The organism is bacterium (assembly GCA_024224155.1).
GTDB lineage: Bacteria > Acidobacteriota > Thermoanaerobaculia > Multivoradales > JAHEKO01 > CALZIK01.
Map to the genome: position 1 here is coordinate 21,887 of JAAENP010000249.1, position 25,568 is coordinate 47,454.

The window sequence follows — 25,568 nt, forward strand, 5'->3', positions numbered from 1 at the left end:
ACTTGACTTTCGGGGAACCGGGCCCGAGTATCTGTTACGGTTCTCGGAGCGACATGTTCGGATCTCTTGGTTTCCCCGAAATTCTCTTCATACTCGTCCTGGCGCTGCTCGTGTTCGGGCCACGCAGGCTGCCCGAGATCGGCCGAACCGTGGGACGGGCGCTGGGCGAGTTTCGCCGTGCCACCGGGGATCTGCAGCGCTCATTCGACCAGGAGCCCAGCTCGTTCGAACAGGCCGCCAAGCCGGACCCGCCGGCTGCCGTACCTCGCCCGGACGTTTCGACGCAGCAGCCGCAGCCCGATGACAGCGGCGAGAGCGACGCCGGCCCCGAGGCCGAGGACGATTCAGGGGACCGCGAAGAGTCATGAATGAGTCGGCTCCCGGGAAGGAGCCCGAGCTCACCCGGATGACTCTCATGGAGCACCTCGAGGAGCTTCGGGGTCGCATCGTCAAGTCGCTGATCGCGGTGGTGGTGACCTTCGCCGTCTGCTGGATCTTCGTCGAGTACCTGGCCGAGTTCTTGGCCCAGCCGATATACGCGGCGGTGCCCGACAAGAAGCTGGCCTTTCTGGGCGTCACCGATCCGTTCATCCTCTACGTGAAGATCGCCGCTCTGGCGGCCCTCTTTCTCTCCAGTCCGATCGTGCTCTATCAGTTCTTCAGATTCGTGGCGCCCGGCCTCTACCGGCGCGAGCGGCTGTATGCGATTCCCTTTGTCGTCTTCGGAACCCTGTTCTTCGCCGGCGGGGGCGCGTTTGCCTACTACGTGGCGTTTCCGTTTGCCGTCGACTTTCTGGTCAAGATGGGCGCCGCCTTCGAGCCGGTGATCACCGTCGACCGCTACTTTCGATTCCTGATGGTCGTGGTCCTGGGGCTGGGGCTGATGTTCGAGCTGCCCCTGGTGATCTTCTTTCTGGCCCAGATCGGTGTGGTGACGCCTCGTTTCTTGATGCGCCACTTCCGCTGGGCGGTGCTGCTGATCTTTGTCGCCGCGGCACTGATCACGCCCACGCCGGACGTGGTCAACTTGTGCCTGTTCGCGCTTCCGACGATCGGCCTCTACCTGCTCGGCGTCGGTGCGGCGGCGCTGGTCGGCCGAATGAAGTCCAAAGCGGCCTAGCCGGCCGAGGCAAGCTGCTCCCTTGTAGTGGTCGAGCCCTGTCTCGACCGTCTTATCATCACCGACGGTTTTCAGATCCACACTACCGATAGAGGCCGCCGGTGTCGCCTCTCCGCGAGCGAAGAAAGGCTCGCTCCGAGGCGCACGCGGCCGGCCCTCAGCCGCGGTTTGCCGGGGTCATTGCAGCAGTCGACCTGCGCCTCGAGGACAGGGATTTCTGCGTGTCCCCTTCCGACTGCGAGACGGAGCTCGACCGCGACGGTCTCAGCCGCTGCGGCTGCCCTCCGGGTCGCGCGCCAGAAACTCGGTATCGTCCGGGAGCTGGCGGCGCCACCGGCGATGCATCCAGACCCACTGGTCCGGTCGCCTGCGCACCTGTTCCTCGATCGCGCGAGTGATCGCAGCGGTCAGCTCCTCGGCACGGTCGTAGCGGGGCAGCCGGGGCCCGAACTCGACTCGATGCGAGCCGTCCTCGAGTCGCTCGCAAAAGCCGGGCACGACCGGCATCGACCAGCGCAGCGCCATCTGCGCCGGGCCCACCGGCGTGTGCGCAGGACGGCCGAAGAACGGCACGTACACGCTCTGCGCGCGAATGTCCTGATCGATGAGCGCCAGGAGGTAGCCACCGCGCTTGCGCAAGGACAGCAGCCGGCTCGCGGAACCGGGTTCTCCGCGCGCGATAACCTCGCTGCCGAGCCGCCTGCGGAAGCGGTTCATCGCCGCTTCCATCCACTCGTTCTCCATGGAGCGAACCAGCCCGGTGAGCAGCTCATTCTTGCTTCGGAAGACCGGGCCCATGAGCTCCCAATTGCCACAGTGTCCGGTAGCGATCATCACGACTTGCGCCTGAGCCCGAGCGGCCTCGACGTGCTCCCAGCCCAGAACGTCGAGATGGGGAACCGCGGCACCGGGGCCGCGATGGGCGAGGTGGAAGTACTCGGCGAAGTTGATACCGATGGCGGTCGTCGCGCGTCGGCCGAGCTCGAATCGCTCACTCTCTGAAAGCTCGGGGAAGGCGACCTCGAGGTGAGCCAGAGTCCGTTGGCGATCCCGCTCACCGACTCTCCAGATCAGGCCACCGAGCCGGGCTCCGAGGCGCTGAGCGGAGCGCCAGGAGAGGGTGCCGGCAACGAGCTTGAAGACGAACGTGAGTGGACGCGCGATCCGGCTTCGCAGCCGGCGCCGGGTTGCGGCTTTCATCTACTTTCGAAAGTGAACGGCTCCACCGCCTGCTCCCAGTCTCCGCGAGCTTGCAGGATCGCCTCGATCAACTCGCGGACCGCTCCCGACCCTCCGCGGCGGGTGAGCACGTTGTGGACGACGTCGCGCACTTCGGCGACCCCGTCCACCGGAGCAAAGGACAGGCCGCATCGACCGAGTACTTGCAAATCGGGAAGATCGTCGCCGGCGTAAGCGACCCGCTTGGGCTCGGTTGCCTGCTGTTCCAGGAATCGCTCGAAGTCCTCGGCCTTGTCCCGGGAGCCGACGATGACGGCGTCGAATCCGAGCTCGGCCGCTCGCCGCTTGAGCGCCCGCGAGCTGCGACCGGTGAGAACGCCGATCTTAATTCCCGCGCCCTGCGCCAGCTTGATCGCGAGTCCGTCGCGAACGTCGAACTTCATCAGCACGTGACCCCTGCGATCGTAGTAGAGGCCGCCGTCCGTCAAAACGCCGTCGGCGTCGAGGAGAATCCACTCGATCTCGCGTGCGCGGCGCGCGAACTCTTCTTTCGAGAGTCCCGTTTTCGAGTGGATCAAAACAGCTGTAGCCGCCAGAGGTCGTGAAGGTGAACGATGCCCTCGAGCTTGTCGTCCTCACAGATGAAGAGCGCCGTAATCCGATTGTCTTCCATCAGCTTCAGGGCCGCCGAGGCCAGCTCGTCGGCGGCGATGGTGCGCGGATTCGCCTTCATGCAGTCACCGGCGCTGCCGGACAGCAGGTCGCTTCCGTTCTCCAGGAGGCGGCGCAGGTCGCCGTCGGTGATGCAGCCCAGAAGTGTGCCGTCCGGTTCGGTGACCGCGGTAATGCCCATCCCCTTGGCGGACATCTCCCGGACCGCGTCTCGGACCGTCGCGTTCTTGTCGATGCGTGGCACCTCGGCTCCGGTGTGCATGAGCTCGCGCAGCTTGACCAGGCCCTTGCCGAGGCTGCCCCCGGGGTGAAGTCGGGCGAAGTCGTCGCTGGTGAAGCCCTTGGCTTGAAGCAGCGCCATCGCGAGTGCGTCACCCATCGCCAGGGTCGCGGTCGAGGAGGCCGTGGGCGCCAGATTGAGCGGGCAGGCCTCCTGATCGATCTCCACCGGCAGATGGACCGTGGCGTTGCGAGCCAGCGGGCTGTTCACATTGCCGGTCATGACTATCAAGCCGATTCCGAGCCGGCGCACCAATTCGACGAGTCGCTGAAGCTCCTGGGTCGTCCCCGAGTACGAGGCCGCGAGGATCAGGTCATCGTCAGTGATCATGCCCAGGTCGCCGTGAATCGCTTCGGCCGGGTGCAGAAACAGCGAGGGCGTTCCGGTGGACGACAGGGTGGCCGCGATCTTCTTCATCACCAGGCCGCTCTTGCCCATACCGGTGCAGACGATCCGGCCCTTGCACTCGGCGAGCAAGACGATCGCGCGGTCGAAGCTCTCGTCGAGCTGGTCGAGGAGACTGTGGACCGCCGCCGCCTCGATCTCGAGAACCTCTCGGGCGACGTCCCGCGGGCTCGGTGAAGCGAATTTGCTCATGCCGACAGCGCCTCGAGAGTGGCCTTGCGCACCGCGATGAGTTGGGCGAGCAGGCGTTCGGCGCGGTCCGGATCGAGCTGGGTGGCCCGGTCCGATCGCGCTTCATCCGGGTTGGGGTGGACTTCCATGTAGACGCCGTCGGCGCCGGCCGCGACTGCGGCCCGAGCCAGCGGTTCGGCGAACTCGCGCTGGCCCCCGGTCTCGGTGCCCGCCGCGCTGGGCAACTGGAGGGAGTGGGTAACGTCGAAGAGCACCGGGATGTCGTGCGCGTGCAGGATCGCGAACGAACGCATGTCGACGATCAGGTTGTGGTACCCGAAAGAGGCTCCGCGCTCGGTCACGGTCACCGACTCGCAGCCGGCGTCACGCGCCTTTTCGACCGCGAGCACCATGTCCTCCGGCGCCATGAACTGTCCCTTCTTGATGTTGACCGCGCGCCCGGTCGCCGCGGCGGCGGCGATCAAGTCGGTCTGTCGGCACAGGAACGCCGGGATCTGCAGAACGTGACAGACCTCGGCCACCGGCGCGCATTGATCCGGCTCGTGGACGTCGGTGAGCACCGGCAGTCCGGTGGCCTCGCGGACCTCGGCGAGCAGGCGCAGCCCCTCGGTCAGGCCGGGACCGCGGAAGCTCCGCCCCGAGCTTCGGTTGGCCTTGTCGAAGGAGGCCTTGAAGACCAGCGGCAGATCGAGAGCGCGCGAGAGCTCGGCGACCGCCTGGGCCGAGCGGGTGAGCTGCGCTTCGCTCTCAATCACGCAGGGTCCGGCGACTGTCGCCAGGGTGGCGCCGCCCACCGAGATACCGGGCGCGAAGTCGAGCGGCTTAGCCTGCATGTCTCACCTGCCCCCGAGCGACCTCAGGCGGTGCTCCAGGCCGGCTGGATCGATTCGCGCTCGCGAGTTCTCTCCGGGTCCTTGCGCCGAGCCTGTTCCTCGAGCGCGGCCCGGATGTAGGACACGAATAGCGGATGCGGCGCCGTCGGCTTCGACTTGTATTCGGGGTGGAACTGGCAGCCCACAAACCAGGGATGTCCCGGGAGCTCGACCATCTCGACGAACTTGCCGTCCGGACTCATGCCCGCGACGGCGAGACCGTTCTCGATGAGCGCTTCGAGGTATTTCTGATTGACCTCATAGCGGTGGCGGTGGCGTTCGCTAATCTCCTCGGTGCCGTAGACCTCGCGCGCCAGGCTGCCCTCGGCCAGAACGCACGGATAGGCACCCAGCCTCATCGTGCCGCCCATCTCCTCGACTCCGAGAAGATCCCGCAGCTTGTAGATCAGCGGGTTCACGGCCTCGGCGTCGAACTCGGAAGAGGTCGCGTCGGAGATGCCGCAAACATTGCGCGCGAACTCGATCACCATGCACTGCATGCCGAGGCAAATGCCGAAAAACGGAACTTCGTGCTCGCGCGCGTAGCGAATCGCGCTGATCTTGCCCTCGGTCCCGCGTGACCCGAAGCCGATCGGCACGAGCAGGCCGTCGACCTCGAAGACCTCTCGCGGCCAGGTTCCGCCTTGAATCTCCTCGGCGTCGATGAAGACCAGCTCGACTTGCGCATTGTTGGCAATGCCGCCATGCATCAGCGCCTCGTTGAGGCTCTTGTAGGCGTCCGGAAGCTCGACGTACTTGCCGACGATGCCGATCCGCGCGTGATGCTTCGGGCTCTTGATCCGGCCGACCAGATCCTCCCAGGGCGACACGTCCCGCGGATAGGCGGGGAGGTTGAGGACCTCGAGGAGAATCTCGTCGAGCCCTTCGCGGCAGAACGTCAGCGGCACCTCGTAGATGGTGTCGACGTCTCGAGCGGCGATGACGTGCTCCGGCGCGACGTTACAGAACAGGGCGATCTTCTTCTTGACGTCCTTGGGCAGAGGCCGATCGCAACGGCAGACGAGAACGTCGGCCGCGATTCCGATGGCTCGCAGCTCCCGCACCGAGTGCTGGGTCGGCTTGGTCTTGAGCTCATCGGCGGCCTTGATGTAGGGCACCAGGGTCAGATGGATGTTGGCCGCGTTGTGTTTGCCGAGCTCTAGCCGCAGCTGCCGGATTGCCTCGAGAAAGGGCAGCGATTCGATGTCGCCGATGGTTCCGCCGATCTCGATGATGACGACGTCGGCCTGGTCTTCGAGCCGCCTCATCGCGTCCTTGATCTCGTCGGTGACGTGCGGCACGACCTGAACCGTTTTGCCGAGATAGTCGCCCCGGCGCTCCTTGTTGATGACCGCCTCGTAGATCTTCCCGGTCGTGTAGTTGTGGTGCTTGCTGCTCTTCGATTGGGTGAAGCGCTCGTAATGACCGAGATCGAGATCGGTCTCGGCGCCGTCGTCGGTGACGAAGACCTCGCCGTGCTGGTAGGGCGACATCGTGCCCGGATCGACATTCACGTAGGGATCGAACTTCATGATCGTGACCGAGAATCCCCGCGCCTCGAGAATCGCGCCCACCGATGCCGCCGTGACCCCTTTGCCGAGCGACGAGACGACGCCGCCGGTGATGAAAATGAACTTGGCCGCCATGCCGTGCGCTCCTTCTTATGAAACCCCTCGAGAACTCCCGGTCTCTTGCCGATCGGCCAGCGGGTCGCCATGCTCCGCCAGATACGCTTCGACCTGTCTCAAGTCGTTGATTGTATCGACTCCGGGCCAGGCCTTCGGCACGGAGAGTACGCGAATCGAGAACCCGCTCTCGAGCATGCGCAACTGCTCGAGCGATTCGGCCAGCTCGAGCGGCGTTTGGGGCGTCGCGGCGATCTCGAGGAGGGCCTTGCGCCGGTAGCCATAGACGCCGATGTGTCGCTGAGGCGATCCGACCTGGCGTCCGTGGGGGTACGGAATGCCGGCGCGACTGAAGTAGAGAGCCTTGCCGCTCGCATCGCAGACGACCTTGACCACGTCCGGGTCGTCGAGATCGCCCGGCTCTGCCGGAGCCGCCAGGGTCGCGACGGCGTCTTCGGGATTCCCGACCAGGTGCTCGCTGAGCAGGGTGAGCGCCTCGGGAGAGATCAGGGGCTCATCCCCCTGAACGTTGACGATGACGTCCGTCTTCCAATCGCGCGCGGCCCAGGCGACGCGGTCCGATCCGCTGGCGAGATCTTCGGGAGTCATCATCGCCCGCCCGCCGAATCCGAGCACGGCCTCGGCGATGCGAGCGTCGTCGGTCAGGACGATCGCCTCCGTGATGCCGCGAGCGCCCTCGACTTGACGGTAGACCCGCTCAATCAGGGTTTTGCCCGCGATTTCGAGAAGTGGCTTTCCGGGCAGGCGAGTCGAGGCGTAACGCGCCGGAATCGCGGCAATGACGTGGTGCACGACCTAATCTATCGACCCCGATCACGTCCAGTCAACGAGAAGCAACCAGATCTTGGGCGCCGCCCGGACGAGTGCTAGCCTGAGCGCGCGATTGGACGAGGTGAATCCTTTGAAACCCAATATCAGTTGGACCGTCGTGGTCGTGAGCCTGGTTGTCCTGCTCGGTGGGCTGGGCGTCTACGAGAGCCGGATTCGCTCAGCCGCCCTGGCGCGAGAGCTACCGACCCGAGAGGCGCAGTGGATCTGGGCTTCGGACCTGGACGCCGAGGACGGTTGGGTCAACTTCTTCGTCTACCGGGACTTCGTGCTCGAGAGCGGCGTGCCGGATCGTGCCGAGCTAACGATCCAGGCGGACGAAGGCTACTGGGCGTTCGTCAACCGGCAGGCGGCCGGCTCCGGCGGATTTCGAGACGGCGCGCCGGTGGACTCGTACGACGTCGCGGAGTTTCTTCGTCCCGGAGCGAACCGGCTCGTAGTCCAGCTGCGCAGCCGGCGCGGAGTGGGTGGGCTCCTGGCGAGACTGGATCTGGGGGAGGCGGGGTCGGTGGTGACCGACGGCGGCTGGCGCATGTGCCGGCGCTATGAGAGCGCGCTGCTCGGCAGCGGATTCGTGCCCGAGGACATCGGCACCGTCAAGGTCTGGGGGGTTCCCCCGGTCGGTAGTTGGCCGGTGCTGCCCGAGGTCGTTCGTCTGCCCGCGCTCGGAGATCAACTGCTCTCGAGCCAGACCACCGACATCTTTCGGTTTCGCGCCCTGGGTCAGAGCGAATGGGTCAGGCGCTTCCCGCCTCCGGAAAGCCGCCTGCCTCTTGGGCGTTGGGTCATCTTTGACCTGGGGCGAGTGGTTCACGGCTACATGAACGTGGTCTTCGCCGCGCACGGCGGTGCCCAGGGTCTCGTCTACACGAGTCTGGATCGTCCCACCGGACCGGACACCGCCGATCCCGCGACGCGCTTTCTGTCGCCGGTCGGGCGCGGCTCCTGGACCGATCCGCAGCCGCGCGAGTTTCGCTTTGTCACGGTCGTCGCCCTCGCCGAGATCGCTGGCCTGAGGGTCTTTGAGACCGCGCCCGAGTGGGTCGCCGAACGGGGCGCCGGCGAGATCAGGCGGCGCCGGGCCTTCGGGTTCCAGCCGCCGCCGTCAGCTGCGACGGTTGAGCACGAATTCTGGCGCGAACTCAAGCGCGTCACGGGCCTCACTGGCCGGGAAGCCTTCGAGAGCACTCTGGGCGGCTAGGGCGTAGGACTTCGCCATCTCCCGAACCTCTTCGACAACGCCGGCACTGGACACCAGCTCGAGGATCTGTTCGGGCTCGACGCGCAGAAACTCCCGGTCTTCGAGCACTTTTTCGATCCATCGCCGGTGCCTGGCGCTCAGCCGAGGCATGAGTAGGACCAAAGGCAGCGTGAGCTTGCCGCCTTTGAGGTCGGACAGCACCGGTTTGCCGAGCGCGGCTTCGGTCTCGGTGAAGTCCAGAAGATCGTCGACGAGCTGGAAGCACAGTCCGAGGGAGCGTCCGTACTGCTCCAGGGCGTTCAGGTCGGCTTCGTCGCCGGCGGCGATGGCCGGAATCGAGCACGCGGACGCAAACAGATACGCCGTCTTGCGGTCGATGATGTCGAAGTACTCGTTGCGGGAAATGTCGCTGGCCCCAAGGCGTTGAAGCACTAGAAGCTCGCCCTCGGTCATGCGTAGCGTGGCGTCGCAGAGCTTGCGGACCACGTCGAGCCGATCGTGGCTCAGGGCCATCTTCATCGAGGTGGTGTAGAGCCAGTCGCCGAGCAGCACCGCCTGGCTGTTGTCCCAGATGTTGTGAACCGTGGTTCGACCCCGGCGGAGCTTGGAGTCGTCGATGATGTCGTCGTGCACGAGCGTCGCCGTGTGAATCAACTCGACGACCGCCGCATAGGTGATGTCTTCGGCGCTTTCGCTGCCGAGCATGCGCGAGGACAGCAGCAGGAGCGCCGGGCGCACGCGCTTGCCGCCGCCGTTGAAGATGTGCTCGCTGGCCTCTTCGATGAAGGAGATCTCGCAAGTGGTCTGCTCCCTCATCAGCGCTTCAGCGGCCGCGAGCCCCTCCGCGACCAGAGCGAGGAAGTGAGCCCCCCGGGCGGCGGTGACCACCTCGGGAGCTACTGCGAGTGACGGGTTACGGGGCAACGGGAGCGACCTGGTCTCAGGAATCGAATGGTTTTACGGGCTCGAAGTCCTCTACTTCTTCTAATTCTCCGTCCCGAAACCGGTAGACCTTGCCCATCTCGAAATACCACCAATCGACAAAGGTGCCGCTCGCCGAGACTCTTTGGCGGACCTTATCCGGTTTTCCGGCCTCGCGGTAGACCTGCTCCTGGGCCTCGGTCTCGACGCCGGCGCGAAACTCCAGGAACGATTCGAGAAACCAAGTGTCCTCGATCTGGACCGTGGCAACGACCGGGCTGCCGTGCCCGATTCTGGAACTGAGATCTTCCCTGTGGAGGGCATGAAAACCCTCGCCGCCGGGCTCGGCCACGGTGACCCCGAACGCCAGGGTGAAGCGATTGAAGCCCTTGTCCCAGGGCCACTGGATCTCGAAGGCTCCGTCGGCCGAGGTTTTCGTCGAGGTCTCACGAACGACCGGCTTGCGTCGGCGAAAACGCAGGTAGTCGTACGAGTGACGGGCTGCTTCGAGAACCACCTCGAGATCGGCTATAGGCTGGTTGTCGAAGTCGGTGACGGTGCCGGTAATGGTAACCAGCTCGCCCCGGTCGTAGCCGCGACCTCTCGCCGCCGCGGCCGAATAGAAGCTGCCGGCCGCCAGGGCCAGGAGTACGGTCGCTCCGAGAGGGAGAAGGGAACTGCGTGTCATGTGGAATCAGATCCGCCGGAGCGCGAACTGCGACCTCATTATACGGAAGGCTCCGGTCGGGTCTCGGATCAGTCTTCCAGCCAATCGATCGCCGGAGGCGCGAAATCCGTCTTGTCCTCGAGTTCCTCGTAGTTGGTCATCTCGAATCGAGTCTGGTTGCCGCTGGCGTCGTCATAGGCGAGGGCGAGGAGGCGGGCGGCCCCGGAATGATCGGCAGACGGGTCGCCCGCCTCGCCGTGGCCGACCTCGATCGTGGCCTCGCGAAGGTCCGAGGTTTCGTTCTTCGGGATCAGCCGGATGATGGTTCGGTCGTTTTCGGGGGCGCCGAGCTCGGCTCGGTATCGGGCGCGTAGCGCGTCGACCTCGAGCCGGAGAAGATCGAGGCCTTCGGCTTCACTGTCGTTGACCAGAAAGCGGCGGCCGCTCGACTCGCCGGGATTCCAGGTGTAGACCCAGTCACCGCAGAGAAGGAAATCCTTGGGGAAGGGCTCGAGGTACTCGAAGCGCAGGCACCGCGGCAGGTCGACATAGAGAGCCCCCGACTCGGTGTCGCCGGTGGAGAACCCGCCGGGCACGAAGGTCTGGATGAAACGGGTCTCGAGCGGCGAGGCATCGCGCAGCTGGTCGCGGACTCCCGCGAGGACCTGCCAAGGATCGGTGCCGGTTGAGGAATCAGCGCTGAGTGCACCGGCGCCGGTGGCGAGGCCGGCCGCGGCGGCGAGCCCCCAAGACAGCAACAGCAGGAACACCCTCAATGCCGGAAATGCCTCGTCTGGGTCATGAGCATCGCGACGCCGTGCTCGTCGGCCGCCGCAATGACCTCCTCGTCGCGCTTGCTTCCTCCGGGCTGAACGATGGCCTTGATGCCGGCCTCGGCCAGGAAGTCGAGACCGTCCCTGAAGGGAAAGAACGCGTCGGAGGCGGCTACGCAACCTCCGAGGGGCAACTCCGCCTTGCCGATTGCGAGCCGGCAGGAGTCGACCCGGCTCATCTGGCCGGCTCCGATGCCGACGGTCTGGACCCGATTGGTCACCACGATGGCGTTCGAGCGCACGTGGCGAACAATGCGCCAGGCGAAGTCGAGCCCGTCGAGCTCTTCGGGGGTCGGTTGGCGCCGTGTGGGACAGCTCCAGGTGCCGGGGTAATCGGACCAGAGGTCGGCGTCCTGAATCAGGAAACCGCCGTCGATACCTCGATACTCGCGGCGATCCGAGGGTTCGATCAGCGGACACCGGATCAGTCGAAGATTCGACTTGGGTGAGAGCCGGGTCAGGGCTTCGTCGGTGAAGGCCGGCGCCAGCACGACCTCGACGAACTGGGGCGCGAGGGCCTCGGCGAGCTTCAGGTCCGCGGCGCGGTTGACCGCGACCACCGAGCCGAAAGCAGACATGGGATCACAGGCCAGAGCGCGTTCGTAGGCTTGGGCGCAATCTTCGCCGCGGGCGGCTCCCGAGGGGTTGTTGTGCTTGACCACCACGGCGGCGGGCTCGTCGAGAGCGCTGACCATTCGGCGGGCGGCGTCGGCGTCGAGGAGGTTGTTGAACGAGAGCTCCTTTCCCTGGAGCTTCTCGAAACCGCCGAAGACCCCGGACTCGCCGTGGACGCGATAGAGCGCGGCCTTCTGATGCGGGTTTTCCCCGTAGCGCAGACGGCTCTCCCGCTTGAGGTCGAGCAGCAGGTGATGGGGCAGCTTCGCCGAGCCCTCCGAGCCCAGTCCCTCGAGCCAATGGGCGATGGCTGCATCGTAGGACTGAGTGTGGCGGAAAGCCTTGATCGCCAGGTTCCTGCGCAGAGAGTCGGGGACGGTGCCGCCTCCCTCCTCGAGCGCCGCCAGAACCTGAGGGTAGTCGTCGGGGTCGACCACGGCGATCACGCCGCGATGGTTCTTGGCCGCGCCCCGGATCATCGCCGGCCCGCCGATGTCGACCATCTCGATGATCTCCTCGAACGGCGCTCCGGACGCGGCCACCTTTTGAAACGGATAGAGATTGACCACGACCAGATCGATCGCCGTGATGCCGTGCTCGCCGAGCTGAGTCAGGTGGGACGCCCGTTCACGGTCGGCCAGGATGCCGCCGTGGATCTGGGGGTGCAGCGTCTTGACGCGGCCGTCGAGAATCTCCGGAAAGCCGGTTACGTCCGACACCCGGATCAGCTCCAGGCCGGCGCCGCTCAGGCTCTGGTGGGTGCCGCCGGTCGAGAGGATCTCGATACCGAGGTGGCTCAAGCCCTTGGCGAACTCGACGACGTCGCGCTTGTCGTAGACCGAGATCAGCGCTCGGCGCGCTTTGAGCATCGTCATCGTCCCCGCGCTCCGGTCCGGGGGGGCGGCGCTTCGGCCGTCTCCGACAGGGCGGTCGGCAGGGTGATCGGCAGCTCGCGTCGATCCGCGCCGCCGGCGCTCAGCCAGACGTAGCGGTAGATTGCCGCGAGATCGCTCACCGCATGACTGAAGGCGATCGATCCGACGCCGAAGGCCGTCGACTTGTCGTCGAACTGGCCGATGCCGTCGATCGCGCCGATTCTTCGATACTCAAGGCCGATCAGAGGGTAGAGCTCCGAGCCCCGACGGCCGGTCTCCGAGAGCAGGTGGTCGAGTGCCGTCTCGGTTCTGACGTCGCGGCCCTGGCCGTAGAAGATCACCGCGAAGCGCGGGAACGCGCTCGCCGCATAGGTCTCGTAGTCCATCCGATACCGCTCCTCCTGTGGATCGTCGGAGGAGTGCTTGAGCGGATTGTTGGCCTCGGCGGCGTAGACCGTCAGCCGGCCGAGCTCGTGGACGATCTCTCGGAAGGGCCGGTGGGCTTCGATGGCGCCGATGATCGCCTCGGAACCGCTCTCCAGTCGCGACAGCAGAGCCGCGCCGCTGTCGGAGTGACCGCGGCCGCCGATCGAGGCCGACAGACCTGCCGCGAAGGCCTTTTCGTGGCGCTTGATCTGCCGAAACAGGTCCGGTGGCGCAATCGTCGCCGCCTGCCGCGCGATCTCGGCATGCATCTCCGGAGTCCAGGCGCTTGCGGGTGCCAGGGTCACGAAGCCCAGCAGGATCGTGAGAGCCGACGGAATCATGCGGGTGGGACTCATGGGCAGTGGCTCTTGCTCCGGATTCTAGTCGAATCGGGTAGCTGCAAGACCCGAGCCCGGCGAACCGCACCGCGCCTCGGCTTGACTCACCGCCGCCCTGAGGCTATAAAGCGCTGGGGCTTTTTCCGGGCCCCGTGCCCAGGTAGCTCAGTCGGTAGAGCACCTGACTGAAAATCAGGGTGTCGGTGGTTCGATTCCGCCCCTGGGCACCAGTTGAGTCTCTTACTCTCAACAGTTTGCAGCTCGCACCGAGCAGACCTTGTTCATCCTCGAAAGAGGGTGAGCAAACAATGAGCAAACACTCTGTGTTGTGGTCCGTCGCAGCATGTCGTAGATCGCTCGCTCGAAAGCGACCAGCATCGGAAGAGGAGCGGGGCCGAACGCCCTGCGGCCACGCGAGTCAGCGACCCGAGCCACGCACCGCTGAGGCCCTCCGCTCCCGAGGGCCGTCTGCAGCTGGTCAGCAGCTTCAACGATCCTAGTCGGTAAGATGCAGCGTCACCTGCGAAAGCGTGCCTTCCGATGATCGGTACCACTGTCTCCCACTACAAGATCCTCGAGAAGCTCGGGGGTGGTGGCATGGGCGTCGTCTGCCGGGCCGAGGATCTGATCCTGGGTCGGCACGTGGCGCTGAAGTTCCTGCCGGACGCGCTGGCCGAAGACCCGGAGGCCCTGGCGCGATTCCGGCGCGAGGCGCGGGCGGCCTCGGCCTTGAACCATCCCCACATCTGCACGATCCACGAGCTGGGGGAAGACGAAGGCCGCCCGTTCATCGTCATGGAGTTGATGGACGATCAGACCTTGAAGTACCGCATCAGCGGCCAGCTGTATCGGCTCAAGAAGCGCCGGAAGTCTCCGTCGGCGTTGGCTAGCCTCACCGTTGAACCTTGATTGTCGGCCCACGAGGTGGCAGTAAACAGGTGTATCGCGTCCTTGACCCGAAACTTGATGCCGTAGTCTCGCGTGGCCAGGGTAACCAGTACTACAGCGTGTTCACCGGCTTTCGCGGGAGTGGGAATGACTTCGATCTCTCCAGAAGCGATGAGTCCCATGATGGCGGCCGTTGATCGTTCGACCCAAGCCTGATTGAACACCGCCGGTTCCCTGCGCAGGCGACCGCGTGGACCCCTAATACCTCACTAGAGAGCTACCACGCGCCCAACGCAGCCCGCTTCGCCGCCAGCGGCCTCCACCCCAGAAAACCGAATTCCTACTCCGCTTGTCCTGTCGCTTCGCTCGAATACCGCATACGACGTCGCAGTCCTCCAGTTGGTCGAGGAGGCGCGGAATATCGTCGGGGTCGTTTTGAAGGTTGGCGTCGAGTGTGATCACGACCGGCGCGCGGATTCGCTCAAAAGCCGTGGCAAGCGCAGCGGATTGTCCCAGATTCCGCTCGTGTCGGATGACCCGGACGTAGTCGTTGGCGGCGGCGAGCCGGTCCATGACGCCTGGTGAGGCGTCCGTCGAGGCGTCGTCGACGAGCAGAATCTCGTAGGTCAAAGATGCCGGTGAGAGCGCCTTGCGTATCTCGGAAACGAGAATCGGAAGGTTCTCGGCTTCGTTGTAGGCCGGCACCACGATCGAGACCGGTCCGACACCAGAATCCGAACATCCGTCGCCTCCGATCCTAGAAGATTTAGACGGGCGTAGGAATGGCCCCTCCCTGGTCGATCCCGTTGGGTCCGAGGCTAACACTCCGCCACGCCGGCTACGGGTCGGCAACCCCGATCGCCGTTACCGGCCGGACGGCCTCCGGGGCGCGGGCCTCTAGCGGGAGCTCTGAATCCCCGGCGTCATGACCGTCAGGCCGAGCGTCGCGGTGCAGGGGCTTGGGCTCTTGGTCCGGGAGCGTGATCTGCTCTCCCGCGGATGACTCAGGCTTCTGTGCATGTACCATGCGCTCTCGAAGACGATGAAGTTCCCGCACCTCACGACGTTCGCCCTCTGTGGGGCTTACCTGGCACTCGCCGGCTGCACCTGCGGCAAAGAGCAGCAGGCTTCCGAGCGCTCCGGCTCCGAAGCCCCCCGGGCAGCTGGATCCAGCCAACCGCCCACCATCTCCGCTCTTCCCGCGCTACAGTCGCCGGATCTCGACGCCGAGCGGGCTCTCGAGCTCTTCCAATCGATCGGCACTGATGAACCGCCGCTCGAGATCCCACCGCCGATCGAGGATCTCTCGGGCGCCATCGTAGAGGTCGAGCCGAACGATAGTAAGAAAGACGCCACCCCGATGGGAACCGCCCGGCTGGCCCGAGGAACTACCGAGAAGAACTACGACTACTTTCAGTTCGAGGTCGAGGGTACGGCGCAGCGCTGGTTGATCGAAGTTCGTGGCCCAAGCGTTAGTCGCGCCGAGTACAGTGACTCGGGCGGCAACAAGCACCGCCTCGGCACGGTCAAGGGGGAAGAGGGAGTCCAGGTCACGGCGAACTTGGTGCTCCAGCCCGGCGCGCATTACCTGTACGTCTATGGCGGCGAAGGCGGCGACTACACGATTCGCCTTTTCGAGATCGGCAGCGCCGCCGAAAGCGATGATCGTGAGCCAAACAACGATGCAACCCGCGCGGCGCCGCTTCGAGCGGAAACTTCTGCCTCGGGCATCCTCTATCCCACCGGCGACATCGACTTCTACCGCTTCTCGACCTTCGCCGAGACGACGGTTCGGATCCACGTTCAGACGCCGCCCGACCTCAAGATATCCCTCGATCTTTCCGACGCCTACGGCACCGGCTCGACTCGGTTGGTCAGGTGGTATGCCACTGAGCCGGGCCAGGACTTCGAAGATACCCGCTTGCTCTTGCCCGGTGATTATCTCCTTGCTCTCCGGGGGTCGGGCGTATCGAGCCGGTCACCCTACTCGGTTCGTTATGAAGTGCTCGACCAGACCGAGACGGCGCGTCGAATCGTGGACCTCGAACCCAATGACGATGTCCATGGCGCCGGTCGGTTGCCCAACGACCGAGTCCTGGTCGGGACATTGGCCGGAAGCGATGACTATTACCACCTGCCCCGAGTAGCCGTTGACACGAAGCTCGTCATCTCGGGCCCGGTTGAAGACTCACCGACTGCCCCAATCGCTCCTACCGCCGATGACGCCAAGCCCGACCCACCCTCGAGAAGAGTCCCGAAAGACATCCGGCTCTATCCGCAGGCGGGCGAAAAGCAGAACGTGAGGCCTAAGCTGAGCGCGGAAACCGGCCGTCTCGAGGTCGACCTCCCGGCGAGCTCCGTCCCGATCCTGCAGCTACGAGGGAGTGGCGCCTACCACCTAGAGCTCGATTTCGATCCGCCGCTCGAGGGTCTGAAAGCCGCCGAAGTCTCCTCGGTCGACATCCGGCTCTCCGCCGCGAATCGCCGGTTTGCCGCGTTCATCGACCGCTTTCAGAAGACTCAATTGCAGGCGGCTCTGGCCAATCGCGGCGAACGGCGGATCGACGTTGAGTTGGCAGTTACCTCCGATCACTACGCCTGGGTCCCTGACCTGGATGCCACGAGCCTCAGTCTTGCACCGGGCGAGACCCGGGTCGTCGAGGGCACGCTCGAAGTCGCGCCCGACGCCTGGTCGACGCAGCCTGCCAGATTGAGCCTCGAGGCGGAGATCGGCGACGAATCTCTCGGCCGCCACTCTGTGCGCGTCTTTGCGGAGTGCGGTGCGCCACCTGTCGGCTCTTCCGACAAGGGCCTCCTGCCGCCCGCTCTCGCCGGCGGCTTCAACGCGGCGGTCCAGACCTTCGGCGGACGCGTTCTGGTCGAAGATGAGCGCGCTCGACGTCAGGTCGCCGCCATCAACGACGGCTTTACCTACATCGACGGGGGTCCGTTCTTTCCGATCAAGGATGGAATCGGAACGTTGATTGTCGAGCTTGCCGGCTCGGAGCCGGTGCCGGTCGCCGGTGTTCTTTTGAACCCTCTGAGCAAGCGTCAAGGTTTCGAGTGGATCCGAGACTTCGACCTTCTCCTGTCCGAAGACGGTGTGCTCTTCACCGAGGCGGTGTCGGGGACGTTGGCTCGCTTGCCCATCGAGCAAGCCTTCCCGCTCACCTCTCCAGTACCGGCCCGCTTCGCTCAGCTGCGCGTGCGTTCGACCCACGGCAAGGCCACCCGGGCCACTCTCGGCGAGCTCAAGATCGTCGCCGCACCCGAGTGGGACCCAGCGGACGGAGCCGCCTTGAATCTCTCCGACCCGGAGCTCGGCGGCCACATCGTGCGTTGGAACTGGCTCGTCCACTACAACTATGTCAGCGGGATGCTGACCGAAGAACCCGACGCCAACAAAGTTCGGGTGGATCCGGACCTTCCGACCGAGTGGGTCGTCGGTTTCCATCACAACCGGGCAGCTCAAATCGAGCGGCTCGAATGGGTCGAGAAGAAGACGCCTCTGTATCGGGCCTTCGACCGCGTGCTGGTCGCGGTGAGCACCGAGAGTCCACTGGGACCCTGGCAGGCGATCGGCAGCTGGGACCTCACGGACGATCGGGCGACGCCACGAGCCTGGGAACTCGACCAGCCGGTCTGGGCGCGGTTCGTCAAGTTTTCGAGCCCCGACGCGCAGAAGGCCGAGACCTGGGATCTGCCCGAGAGCATTCGCATCTGGGAGCGCCCGAGCAGCGCCGACTACCGGTCGATTCTCACCGAATGGGGCCACTACTCGGCCAGCGCTTTCTACGAGACGACGCTCGAGAGGCCCTCTCCAGTCGTCGTCGGCGACGACGACAACGACACGCGCGAATCGGCCGACCGGCTGCCGATCGATCAAACCGTCGGCGGTGTCGTGACCCTCGGTGAGGATGAGGATTGGTATCGCATCGAGATTTCTCGAGATGCCAACACCCTCGACCTCGAGATCGCGGGTGACCCGCGCCTCAAGGCCGTAGTCGAGTTCACCGACGAAGGCGGCAATTCGCTGAGTTGGGACGAAGAGACAGTGCTCGCCGATTCGGCGCGGATGTCGGCGATCCTCGGTCCCGACCGGACGATCTACGCCCGCGTCTTCGAGCCACCCCGGTCGATTGCCTTTGCCTGGGACAACAGTGGCAGCGTCGGCCCCTACCGCAACACCATCTACCAGGCGATGGCGCGGTTTTCGAGTCAAGTGAAGCCGCGGCTCGAGTTCGCCAATCTCCACCCCTTCGGCGGAACTCTGCTCCTCGACGACTGGAGCGACCGATCGGACGAGCTCCAGTACGCGGCTCAAAACTACGATCGGCGCGACAGCTCGAGCTCGGCCGAACCGGCACTGGCTCTCGTGTCGGACGAGCTCGCGGAGCGCCAGGGGACGCGGGCCGTCGTCTTTCTGACCGATGCCGTGTCTCCGACCAGCGTAGTCAATGCCGAGCTGTGGTCGAGCCTGGAGCGGTCAAAGCCCCACGTCTTCACGCTGCATCTTCACACGGCCGGCAGCGACGCCCCCTATAACCAGGACCGCATGCAGGACTGGGCGGTTGCCAATGGCGGGCGCTACGAATACTTCCGAACGCAGGGCGAACTCGACGCCGGTTTCCAGCGCGCCGCCTGTCACCTTCGGCGGCCGGCCCGCTATCAGATCACTGCCCGCACCCGCTTCGAAGAGCCCCCCGGACCTGGGTTCGTGGCCGTCGAGGCGCCTCAAGCGCGGGCCGACCACGCGGTCGAGCTGGTCCTGGACGCCTCGGGCAGCATGCTAAAGCGGATCGCCGGCAAGACCCGCATCGCGATTGCCCGAGACGTCTTGACCTCCCTCGTCAACGAGACGATTCCCGAGGGAACACCTCTCGCACTCCGCGTCTTCGGGCACCGGAAACCGGAAGCCTGCGATACCGAATTGGTGGCACCCTTGGCGCCGCTCGAGCGCGATCGAATCGTCGGCATCGTCCGGCGCACCGAGGCCAAGAACCTCGCCAAGACACCGATCGGTGCATCGCTAGCGTTGGTCGCCCAAGACCTCGCCGGCGCCGACGGCCCGAAGCTCGTCATCTTGATCACCGATGGGGAAGAGACCTGCGGCGGGGATCCGGCAGGAGCCATCAGAGAGCTAAAGCAGGCCGGCATCGAAGCTCGTCTCAGTGTCGTCGGATTCGCTATCGACGACGCGGCACTAAAAGCCGAGTTCGAGTCCTGGGCCCGCGTGGGCGGTGGTCTTTACTTCGACACCGCGGACGAGAACGAGCTACGCGAAGCTCTGGACGCTGCGATGAAGCCGAAGTTCCAGGTTCTGGATTCGGCCGGCGAGATCGTCGCCGAGGGTACCGCCGGCGGCGATCCGGTCGAAGTTCCGATGGGGCTCTATCGAGTGAAGGTCCTGACCAGCCCGGCGCGGGTCGTCGACGACGTCCGGGTCGAGGCGGAGAAGACGGTGACGGTGATGCCGGCTCAGTGACCGGGAAAGCGAACCAGTGGAGGAAACATGAATTCTCGAGTGCTCTTCAGCTTGATCGTAGTGACGGCTCTTGCCGCACCTTCCTACAGCGAAGCCTCTTGCAGCAGTATCCGACTCTTGAAAGGCGGTATGGACCGTGTGGAGCTCGATCTATTGAAGATCTTCGATCTGGTCGACCCGGGGCCGAACCAGCAGAAGATCGTCGCCGACGCCATGGGCTATTTCGCGCCGCTCCATTGTCATGCGGTGACTCGGATCGCGTTTCAGGACCTAGATGGTTCGGAGGGACAGACGATGGCCTGGGTGGGATCGGCCAAGCCAGACCTGCTCAACATCGTGGCAACCAGCTCCAAGGCGAGTGAGAAGAACCTTAGCTTGAGAAGAGAGGGACCAGCGTACCGCGCGGGCGCCGTCAGTTCGATCACCCACGAGGCGTCACACGCCGCACACCATCTACTGAAATTCGTTGCTCCGCGAGCCGAGTGGAAACTCGGGGAAAGAGCGCTTATGAGACAGGATTGGTCTCCTGAGGCACTTGCGTACGCCGAAGATCTCGTCGAGAAGAATGTCCTCGACAGAGGGTTGCTGCCCGAATGGCAGGACCTGCACCAGCGTGCCGTCGACCTCGGTGAGAACAACGATTACCACGGTAGCGGAGATCCGAAAATGACCCCGGATCAGATCATCAAGATGGGAGTAGCATCGCCTTACGGGGGCGACGATGCGGCCGAGGACATCGCCGAGATGTCGTCGGGAATCATGGCGGTACGGGCGTGGTCCAATTACGGAGCAACGATTCCCACGCCGGCGGAAGACCTCATCTGCGAGCGGATGAGGGCCGCTCAAGGTCCTGGCGTCCCGAAGGAGCTGGCCCTCATCTACGCCAAGGTCGGGTTCCTTCACTCGGTGGGACTCATCGGCGACCTCGAGTACGACCACTGCGTCGGCGATCTCAAGGTTCGCGCGCCTGGGAACGGCTTCTTTTCACTCAAGAACGGGCAGCAGGTCAACGCATACACCTCGAACGTCGGGGGGACGATTGGTAAGCGCGAAGACGACGGCATGTGGGTCTTCCAGATGGAAGCCAAGGGGCAGTTTGGCACTGAGGGAAAGACAAAGCCGGGCCGGATCGAGTTGATCATCCCGCTCGCTCCTTCGGGTGAGCCCAGGCCGAGCTTCCCGCGCGGTCTCTATGGCGTCGGCGGCGGCGGTAGAGCGAGAACCACCGTTTACTACACGGACGAGGGGCAAGAGAAGGTCGGCGTGAGTGTCGAGAGCGGGTTGGTTCTGGTCTCCCGCGCCAGCACCCAGCTCGTCGAGGGGTCGATCTTCGTCTTTCGGCTCGTCAACTGGACGGAGCTCTTTCCGCTTCCGATACCTCCGAAGGAAGACACGATCTTCACGTTTCGCAAGAGGAAATGAGGCAACGGGAAGACCAACTTAAACCGGGATCTGCCCGGCCAGGTCACCGCTCCGCAGGACGACCCAGCCGATCGCAAGTAGCCACAGGCTGTTGAGGTGAAACACCGGTGCGTAGTACTCGAGGTCGTCGGGTAGGGCCATGGTCATGGCGATCGCCGCGAGCCCCACGACCGCGCTGGTGATGGCGATCCGCGGCGGCAAGCCACCTCCGAGGCCACAGCCCGACAGCCAGTGCGATCTGGCCGAAGCCGAAGAAGACACGCCCGAAGCGTGTCAAGCAGGTCACGTATTCCGTGGTCACTTGCAGAGACTCGACGAATTCTCGGACCTGGTCGTCGGACTTCTCGGCCCTGTCGATCGCGCCCCAAATGCCGAAGTGGAGTAGAAGGCCTCCGCCAGGGCGGCGAGAGTAGCCGTGGATAGCGGCCGTAGGGGAGTCCAAGAAGAGGGTGAGCGGTTACCGAGAGAATGAGGCGACCGTTCTGACGGAGAAAGGTGTCGGTGGTCGGCCGCGAGTGGGGGAGCGTCGTTTGCACGAGGACGCGAGCCATAAAGCCGAGGGCACCTGCCCGTTGGGCCTCCTCAGCTTCGATCGCGAGGGACTCGCGGACGCGGCTGGACCGGGAGCACGTCGAAGCGCCAGCCCCGGTTACACTGGCGCCTGCGGCGCCGAAATCCGAAGGTCGAAGATCCCCGATCACGACTCGCGAGTGGCCTCCATGCTGTTACTGAGCCGACCGCTTTCAAGCACATGAACCGCAGCTCTGCTCTGGACGCCGTTTGCTGAGATCGAGCCCAAAGGCAAGGTCTCAGCGTTGGCGCGCCGGCTCCGGAACATCTCTGGAGCTCGACGCAAGTCAGGTGCGCTGGTACCTATTTGGTACCTAGCAGAATTTAAGTTATTGGATAAGAAGGGGTTAGTGTCTTCTGAGGATGACTGAAAATCAGGGTGTCGGTGGTTCGATTCCGCCCCTGGGCACCATTCAGAATCAAACAGATCCGAAGATCTGCACCTATCGCTCGGCTCGGGCAGCCTGCAGCGAGCCGGGGCCGCTCTTCACCCAGGGAAGGGAAAGAGCGGCCCGAGCTGTGTGGAACGACTCGCGTCGGTCCGAATCGTCCTAGTTGTCCGAGTCGTCCGAGTCGTCTAGGTCGATGACGAAAATGCAGTTGAACTCTACGGTGTTCGGATAGTCACCCATACCTACGATGCCGGAGAGACGGACGTTTCCTGTGGCACGGCGAAACCTCCGGGTTCCTCCCGATTCGATGTTAGAGGTCTGGTCATCGACATCCCCCACGACATGGGTGTAGACAGGCGACGAGTCACCAAAGATCGGCACGACGGTCGTCAAACCCCTGGCCACCAACCTCCCTTGAGGGAAGTTGAAGATCGTCGTTCGATCGACTGAGAATTCAGCTGCTGGAGAGGAATCGACAATATTGAGACAGTCGATTCCTGTGCCGATCACCCGGTTGGCCCTAGCGTCATAGAGGTCGGTTTTGAAGCAACCACCATTGTTGGGGCTTACGTAACTTGGTGTGGGCACTGGGGTTCCGGTTCCACGCAGTATGACGATGATGTCGGGATCGGCTCTTCGGGCTTCAACCGCCGATCCGGCAAGTAGGAGCAGCACCCCTGCAAGAGTGCCTACTCTCCAGAGACTTCTTCCAGTTTTCCTCATTCCTCTGTCCCCCTTGAAAGTGAGCCGAGGTCGTTCCCGGCTCTGCGGCGCGCTCTCGGTAGCCCGGCTGTCTTGCCCCCCGACTCGACCCCAGAGGGCAGTCAGGACGGAGGCGAGGACCCGTGGCGTTGCGTCCCTGGCTTTAGCCAGGTTTGCTTTTTGTGGCGGTCAAAAACAGATTACCACAGAGACCCTACCCAAACGGGTGGGGCGCGCCGGCCCCGCCCCGGCCGTTCGAGACCCTGAGAGGGCGTAGCCGTTTTGTTCGGAGCGACCCCAGCGCACTCAGGCTGGAAGGAGAGGCCGGTAGGCTCAGGGCGAGCGAGCCTGACTTGCTCTGATGCTAGTGTTTTGGCAGATCCTTGGAACGCTAGGGGTCCGTCTCCGGTAGACGGTCCGTGGGGCAGGGTCGCGGGGGGCAGATCTGGTTTCCCTTGTCGAGGACGATCTTCCAGACCCCGGGCGCTTCCTGTCTCCAGATGGAAGTGAAGTTCGAAATCAACATGCCGCCGGGGTTATACACGGGGCCTGTGGTGAGCGCCAACGTGCCTGAATCGAGCACCTCGACCATCTCCGGCTCCCAGGAGAACGGAGCTTCCGGTCCAATGAAGAAGGCCCTCCAATGATCGGCCACCTGCTGCTTGCCTCGGAGCGCCTTCGGGCTGGAGACGAAGATGGTCTCCTCCGACAGGAACGTGGTGAACGCCTCATGGTCTCGATCCGCCATCGTTTTGGCGAACGCTCGCTCGGCGGCCTCGACCTGATCACGGAGTTCCGCCTTGTCGGGCACGGCGAAGGCAGCCGGACTGGCGACCAGAAGGGCTACGAAGACAATTGCGCGAAACATTGGGGTCTGCATAGGTTTCCTCCAGGAGAAGTATCAACAACACCTCCGGCAACCAAGACACCGCAGTTGGCGGCAGGGCGCTCAAGTATGCCACGGGGTTACCGCCACTGATGCCCCTGACATTCCCCTGACGCTCCAGCGGTAGCTTGAAAAGAGCTCTTGGCAGCTTTCTCGCACAGGAGGTAGAGCATCGACCCATACGCATTAATGCACAAACTGGTCTGGCCAGGAAGACGAGAACCTCGTGGTTGAAGATCCCAGATGCGCTTCTCCCGCGGTGGCGCGTCATCTTTGGGAATCGTGCTCCGCGGTATCGCATGGGCGCTGGTTCTGGATCTGCTGGACCGGGCAGTGAAGAGCGGCCTCCAAGCCGCCCACTCGACCCCTCCACCGGTCATCGCCGAAATGTGACTCGGATAAGATCCGGCAGCATGTCTTTGGTATCGGCCCCGGAGAGTCAGGAACCCGCTAGCATCGATTCGCTTACCGATAATGAAGTACCTCGAAGCACGTCTCGGCAGCAGGCTGTTGATCGCTCCGATCCGGTCGATCTACCTCGGGCGACAGACCGGGATTCTCGAAATCTTCGGACCCAAACTGAAGAAGCGTCTCTACTTCGTCGCAGGCGAGTTGCACCTTCGTCGGTCCGAGCTACCGGCAACGGCACGGATCGCCGCCTATGTCGAGCACCACGACAACGCCAGGCAGGGCGTCGAACTGGCCTCACGAGAAGAAGACAACGGCGCAAGAACTGCGTGTATGGACGATGGCCTCCACGTGCTCACCAAGATGATCGCCGAACACTGGATGGTTTGGAACGCGACCTGCTTTCGATTCATTGGACAGGTGGGGGCTGCAGCAGACGACTTGGTGGGGCCGCTACCGACGGCAAGTCTCCTGCTCGAGGCGGCCGCGGCTGCCAGTCCAGAGGATCTGATTCTGCAGGAGCTGGGAGGACTGGAGGCGTTAGTTCGTGCGGTGCCCGACGACCGGAAACGGGTCGGCGCAGCGGTATCGGGCCCCGAGCGGGCTCTTCTCATGGATCTTTGCAAGAAGCCTGTTCGCCTGCGCGAAGTGCTCGAGAGGGCCGGTGGTCCGCCGCCGACTACCCTCAAGGCCCTTTCATTGCTCTGGGCGGTCGGCCTCATCCGACCGACGAACGAAGAAGATCTTCTGCGCGTGTCTCTCCAGGAACGACGTCCGGATCGGAAACCCGAAGAAGCTCCTATGGGAGGTGTCTCTCACTCCCAGACCCGGGAGATCTGGTTGCAGCACTTTCGTCTCACTGGGGATCCCTTCTCCCTCACACCTGATCCTGCGTTCCTGTACTTGAGCAAAGGGCACACCGAGGCGCTCGCTGCCCTTCAGGTCGGCGTCCTCGAGAGGCGCGGTCTTAATGTCTTGATCGGGGAAGTCGGCACCGGCAAGACGACCCTCCTCTACTCACTCCTCAGTGGACTTGGCTCGGACGTCGAAACGGCGTACGTGGCGAACACCACCCTTTCTTTCGACGAGATCCTCCGGGCTGCCCTCAGGGACTTCGGCGTAGAGACAGCCAGCCACCAGAGAATGGACCTCATAGAGGCGTTGAACGACTACCTACTTAGGTGTAGGCAGGTGGGAAAGACGGTCGTCCTGGTCGTCGACGAGTCGCAGGCTTTGTCGGCCGAGGCCTTCGAAGGCTTGCGCCAACTCTTGAATTTTGAAACCTGCGACCAGAAGCTCCTGCAAGTCTTCCTCGTGGGCCAGCCGGAGCTCGGATCCAGGTTGAGAGAGCAGAATCTTCGGCAGGTCGCCGATCGGATCGCCCTTCGCTGCCACCTCGGGCCTCTACGACCCACCGAGGCCAGGAAGTACATTCAGCACCGACTAGATGCCGTTGGCGCGTCCTCGAGAGTCTTCACGCGCTCGGCACTTTCGCTTGTCGTCCGCAAATCGCGATGCGTACCTCGGTCCATCAACGTGCTCTGCCACAATGCAATGCTCTCTGCCTTCGCAAGAGGGGTGACCACGGTGGATCGTTCTCTGGTCAGGGAGGCGGTCCGAGAGAGGGCGGGGCGCGGGGAACCCCGCGTTTCGTTCTGGCGGATGTTTCTCGGTTGGCGCAGAGCAAACCGAGTCCCCGAGAGAGGGCATGACGGAAGTGGCTTCGCTCTCTAGCGCCCAAGACG

23 protein-coding genes, 1 tRNA gene and 1 riboswitch are annotated in these 25,568 nt (G+C 64.1%); of the genes, 9 read left to right on the forward strand and 15 right to left on the reverse strand.

The window, feature by feature from the left end; all coding sequences use genetic code 11:
• Positions 1 to 53 precede the first annotated feature (53 nt).
• On the forward strand, positions 54 to 368 hold the full coding sequence (gene tatA / locus GY769_13000) for a twin-arginine translocase TatA/TatE family subunit (protein ID MCP4202835.1): 315 nt from the start codon (positions 54 to 56) through the stop codon (positions 366 to 368).
• On the forward strand, positions 365 to 1,120 hold the full coding sequence (tatC, locus tag GY769_13005) for a twin-arginine translocase subunit TatC (protein ID MCP4202836.1): 756 nt from the start codon (positions 365 to 367) through the stop codon (positions 1,118 to 1,120). The genes tatA and tatC overlap by 4 nt, the downstream gene beginning before the upstream one ends.
• A gap of 264 nt (positions 1,121 to 1,384) precedes the next feature.
• On the opposite strand, the gene GY769_13010 is transcribed toward tatC, so the two are convergent.
• The 6 genes from GY769_13010 to kdsB are packed head-to-tail and all read right to left on the reverse strand — an operon-like array spanning position 1,385 to position 7,158.
• Positions 1,385 to 2,320 carry a lysophospholipid acyltransferase family protein gene (locus tag GY769_13010; GenBank protein ID MCP4202837.1) on the reverse strand — a complete coding sequence of 312 codons (936 nt, stop codon included), beginning with the start codon at positions 2,318 to 2,320 and terminating at the stop codon, positions 1,385 to 1,387.
• Positions 2,317 to 2,877, reverse strand: a complete 561-nt coding sequence (locus GY769_13015; protein MCP4202838.1) for an HAD-IIIA family hydrolase — start codon at positions 2,875 to 2,877, stop codon at positions 2,317 to 2,319. The genes GY769_13010 and GY769_13015 overlap by 4 nt, the downstream gene beginning before the upstream one ends.
• Complete coding sequence (locus GY769_13020) at positions 2,874 to 3,848, reverse strand: KpsF/GutQ family sugar-phosphate isomerase (GenBank protein MCP4202839.1); 975 nt, start codon at positions 3,846 to 3,848, stop codon at positions 2,874 to 2,876. The genes GY769_13015 and GY769_13020 overlap by 4 nt, the downstream gene beginning before the upstream one ends.
• On the reverse strand, positions 3,845 to 4,681 hold the full coding sequence (kdsA, locus tag GY769_13025; protein MCP4202840.1) for a 3-deoxy-8-phosphooctulonate synthase: 837 nt from the start codon (positions 4,679 to 4,681) through the stop codon (positions 3,845 to 3,847). Before kdsA ends, GY769_13020 begins: the two co-directional genes overlap by 4 nt.
• 23 nt (positions 4,682 to 4,704) lie before the next feature.
• Positions 4,705 to 6,366, reverse strand: a complete 1,662-nt coding sequence (locus GY769_13030) for a CTP synthase (GenBank protein ID MCP4202841.1) — start codon at positions 6,364 to 6,366, stop codon at positions 4,705 to 4,707.
• 15 nt (positions 6,367 to 6,381) lie between these two features.
• Positions 6,382 to 7,158: a 3-deoxy-manno-octulosonate cytidylyltransferase gene (gene kdsB / locus GY769_13035; protein MCP4202842.1), complete on the reverse strand. Its 777-nt coding sequence runs from the start codon at positions 7,156 to 7,158 to the stop codon at positions 6,382 to 6,384.
• Positions 7,159 to 7,267: 109 nt separating this feature from the next.
• Between kdsB and GY769_13040 the strand changes: the two genes are divergently transcribed.
• Complete coding sequence (locus GY769_13040; protein ID MCP4202843.1) at positions 7,268 to 8,395, forward strand: hypothetical protein; 1,128 nt, start codon at positions 7,268 to 7,270, stop codon at positions 8,393 to 8,395.
• Here GY769_13040 and GY769_13045 read toward each other — a convergent pair.
• From GY769_13045 to GY769_13065, 5 genes are all read right to left on the reverse strand, one after another.
• Positions 8,300 to 9,319 carry a polyprenyl synthetase family protein gene (locus GY769_13045; protein ID MCP4202844.1) on the reverse strand — a complete coding sequence of 340 codons (1,020 nt, stop codon included), beginning with the start codon at positions 9,317 to 9,319 and terminating at the stop codon, positions 8,300 to 8,302. The genes GY769_13040 and GY769_13045 overlap by 96 nt on opposite strands.
• A 16-nt stretch (positions 9,320 to 9,335) precedes the next feature.
• A complete protein-coding gene (locus GY769_13050; GenBank protein MCP4202845.1) occupies positions 9,336 to 10,004 on the reverse strand; it encodes a hypothetical protein in 669 nt (222 codons plus the stop codon).
• Positions 10,005 to 10,072: 68 nt separating this feature from the next.
• Positions 10,073 to 10,759: an outer membrane lipoprotein carrier protein LolA gene (locus GY769_13055; GenBank protein MCP4202846.1), complete on the reverse strand. Its 687-nt coding sequence runs from the start codon at positions 10,757 to 10,759 to the stop codon at positions 10,073 to 10,075.
• Positions 10,756 to 12,300, reverse strand: coding sequence for a bifunctional phosphoribosylaminoimidazolecarboxamide formyltransferase/IMP cyclohydrolase (gene purH / locus GY769_13060; GenBank protein ID MCP4202847.1), 1,545 nt, complete (start codon positions 12,298 to 12,300; stop codon positions 10,756 to 10,758). Before purH ends, GY769_13055 begins: the two co-directional genes overlap by 4 nt.
• A 2-nt stretch (positions 12,301 to 12,302) precedes the next feature.
• A complete protein-coding gene (locus GY769_13065; protein MCP4202848.1) occupies positions 12,303 to 13,088 on the reverse strand; it encodes a hypothetical protein in 786 nt (261 codons plus the stop codon).
• Positions 13,089 to 13,224: 136 nt separating this feature from the next.
• On the opposite strand from GY769_13065, the gene GY769_13070 reads away from it, so the two are divergent.
• A tRNA-Phe gene (locus GY769_13070) sits at positions 13,225 to 13,300 on the forward strand.
• A 310-nt stretch (positions 13,301 to 13,610) separates the two neighbouring features.
• On the forward strand, positions 13,611 to 13,979 hold the full coding sequence (locus GY769_13075; GenBank protein ID MCP4202849.1) for a protein kinase: 369 nt from the start codon (positions 13,611 to 13,613) through the stop codon (positions 13,977 to 13,979).
• 237 nt (positions 13,980 to 14,216) lie between these two features.
• Here the strand turns inward: GY769_13075 and GY769_13080 are convergent, their stop codons facing one another.
• Entirely contained in the window at positions 14,217 to 14,666 is a 450-nt protein-coding gene (locus tag GY769_13080) for a glycosyltransferase (protein MCP4202850.1), read from the reverse strand.
• A gap of 310 nt (positions 14,667 to 14,976) precedes the next feature.
• Between GY769_13080 and GY769_13085 the strand changes: the two genes are divergently transcribed.
• Both GY769_13085 and GY769_13090 read left to right on the forward strand, forming a co-directional pair.
• Positions 14,977 to 19,443 carry a VWA domain-containing protein gene (locus GY769_13085; protein MCP4202851.1) on the forward strand — a complete coding sequence of 1,489 codons (4,467 nt, stop codon included), beginning with the start codon at positions 14,977 to 14,979 and terminating at the stop codon, positions 19,441 to 19,443.
• Positions 19,444 to 19,470: 27 nt separating this feature from the next.
• Positions 19,471 to 20,865: a hypothetical protein gene (locus tag GY769_13090; protein ID MCP4202852.1), complete on the forward strand. Its 1,395-nt coding sequence runs from the start codon at positions 19,471 to 19,473 to the stop codon at positions 20,863 to 20,865.
• 18 nt (positions 20,866 to 20,883) lie between these two features.
• Here GY769_13090 and GY769_13095 read toward each other — a convergent pair whose 3' ends face one another.
• The 3 genes from GY769_13095 to GY769_13105 form a co-directional block, all read right to left on the reverse strand.
• The gene (locus GY769_13095; protein ID MCP4202853.1) at positions 20,884 to 21,066 is read right to left on the reverse strand and encodes a hypothetical protein; all 183 of its coding nucleotides are present in this window, start codon (positions 21,064 to 21,066) and stop codon (positions 20,884 to 20,886) included.
• A gap of 920 nt (positions 21,067 to 21,986) precedes the next feature.
• Positions 21,987 to 22,550 (reverse strand): hypothetical protein, encoded by a 564-nt coding sequence (locus GY769_13100; GenBank protein ID MCP4202854.1) that lies wholly within the window; start codon positions 22,548 to 22,550, stop codon positions 21,987 to 21,989.
• 54 nt (positions 22,551 to 22,604) lie between these two features.
• A riboswitch (cyclic di-GMP riboswitch) is annotated at positions 22,605 to 22,717 on the reverse strand.
• A gap of 203 nt (positions 22,718 to 22,920) precedes the next feature.
• The gene (locus tag GY769_13105) at positions 22,921 to 23,397 is read right to left on the reverse strand and encodes a nuclear transport factor 2 family protein (GenBank protein MCP4202855.1); all 477 of its coding nucleotides are present in this window, start codon (positions 23,395 to 23,397) and stop codon (positions 22,921 to 22,923) included.
• A gap of 261 nt (positions 23,398 to 23,658) precedes the next feature.
• Here GY769_13105 and GY769_13110 point away from each other — a divergent pair, with 261 nt between their 5' ends.
• Positions 23,659 to 23,808, forward strand: a complete 150-nt coding sequence (locus GY769_13110; protein ID MCP4202856.1) for a hypothetical protein — start codon at positions 23,659 to 23,661, stop codon at positions 23,806 to 23,808.
• Positions 23,809 to 23,889: 81 nt separating this feature from the next.
• Positions 23,890 to 25,557 (forward strand): AAA family ATPase, encoded by a 1,668-nt coding sequence (locus GY769_13115; protein MCP4202857.1) that lies wholly within the window; start codon positions 23,890 to 23,892, stop codon positions 25,555 to 25,557.
• Positions 25,558 to 25,568 lie beyond the last annotated feature (11 nt).

Bases quoted from the DNA above. Each gene is read 5' to 3' on its own strand.
- tatA (MCP4202835.1), top strand. From the start codon at position 54: ATGTTCGGATCTCTTGGTTTCCCCGAAATTCTCTTCATACTCGTCCTG.
- tatC (MCP4202836.1), top strand. From the start codon at position 365: ATGAATGAGTCGGCTCCCGGGAAGGAGCCCGAGCTCACCCGGATGACT.
- GY769_13010 (MCP4202837.1), bottom strand. From the start codon at position 2,320: ATGAAAGCCGCAACCCGGCGCCGGCTGCGAAGCCGGATCGCGCGTCCA.
- GY769_13020 (MCP4202839.1), bottom strand. From the start codon at position 3,848: ATGAGCAAATTCGCTTCACCGAGCCCGCGGGACGTCGCCCGAGAGGTT.
- kdsA (MCP4202840.1), bottom strand. From the start codon at position 4,681: ATGCAGGCTAAGCCGCTCGACTTCGCGCCCGGTATCTCGGTGGGCGGC.
- GY769_13030 (MCP4202841.1), bottom strand. From the start codon at position 6,366: ATGGCGGCCAAGTTCATTTTCATCACCGGCGGCGTCGTCTCGTCGCTC.
- GY769_13050 (MCP4202845.1), bottom strand. From the start codon at position 10,004: ATGACACGCAGTTCCCTTCTCCCTCTCGGAGCGACCGTACTCCTGGCC.
- purH (MCP4202847.1), bottom strand. From the start codon at position 12,300: ATGCTCAAAGCGCGCCGAGCGCTGATCTCGGTCTACGACAAGCGCGAC.
- GY769_13065 (MCP4202848.1), bottom strand. From the start codon at position 13,088: ATGAGTCCCACCCGCATGATTCCGTCGGCTCTCACGATCCTGCTGGGC.
- GY769_13075 (MCP4202849.1), top strand. From the start codon at position 13,611: ATGATCGGTACCACTGTCTCCCACTACAAGATCCTCGAGAAGCTCGGG.
- GY769_13085 (MCP4202851.1), top strand. From the start codon at position 14,977: ATGTACCATGCGCTCTCGAAGACGATGAAGTTCCCGCACCTCACGACG.
- GY769_13090 (MCP4202852.1), top strand. From the start codon at position 19,471: ATGAATTCTCGAGTGCTCTTCAGCTTGATCGTAGTGACGGCTCTTGCC.
- GY769_13100 (MCP4202854.1), bottom strand. From the start codon at position 22,550: ATGAGGAAAACTGGAAGAAGTCTCTGGAGAGTAGGCACTCTTGCAGGG.
- GY769_13105 (MCP4202855.1), bottom strand. From the start codon at position 23,397: ATGTTTCGCGCAATTGTCTTCGTAGCCCTTCTGGTCGCCAGTCCGGCT.
- GY769_13110 (MCP4202856.1), top strand. From the start codon at position 23,659: ATGCGCTTCTCCCGCGGTGGCGCGTCATCTTTGGGAATCGTGCTCCGC.
- GY769_13115 (MCP4202857.1), top strand. From the start codon at position 23,890: ATGAAGTACCTCGAAGCACGTCTCGGCAGCAGGCTGTTGATCGCTCCG.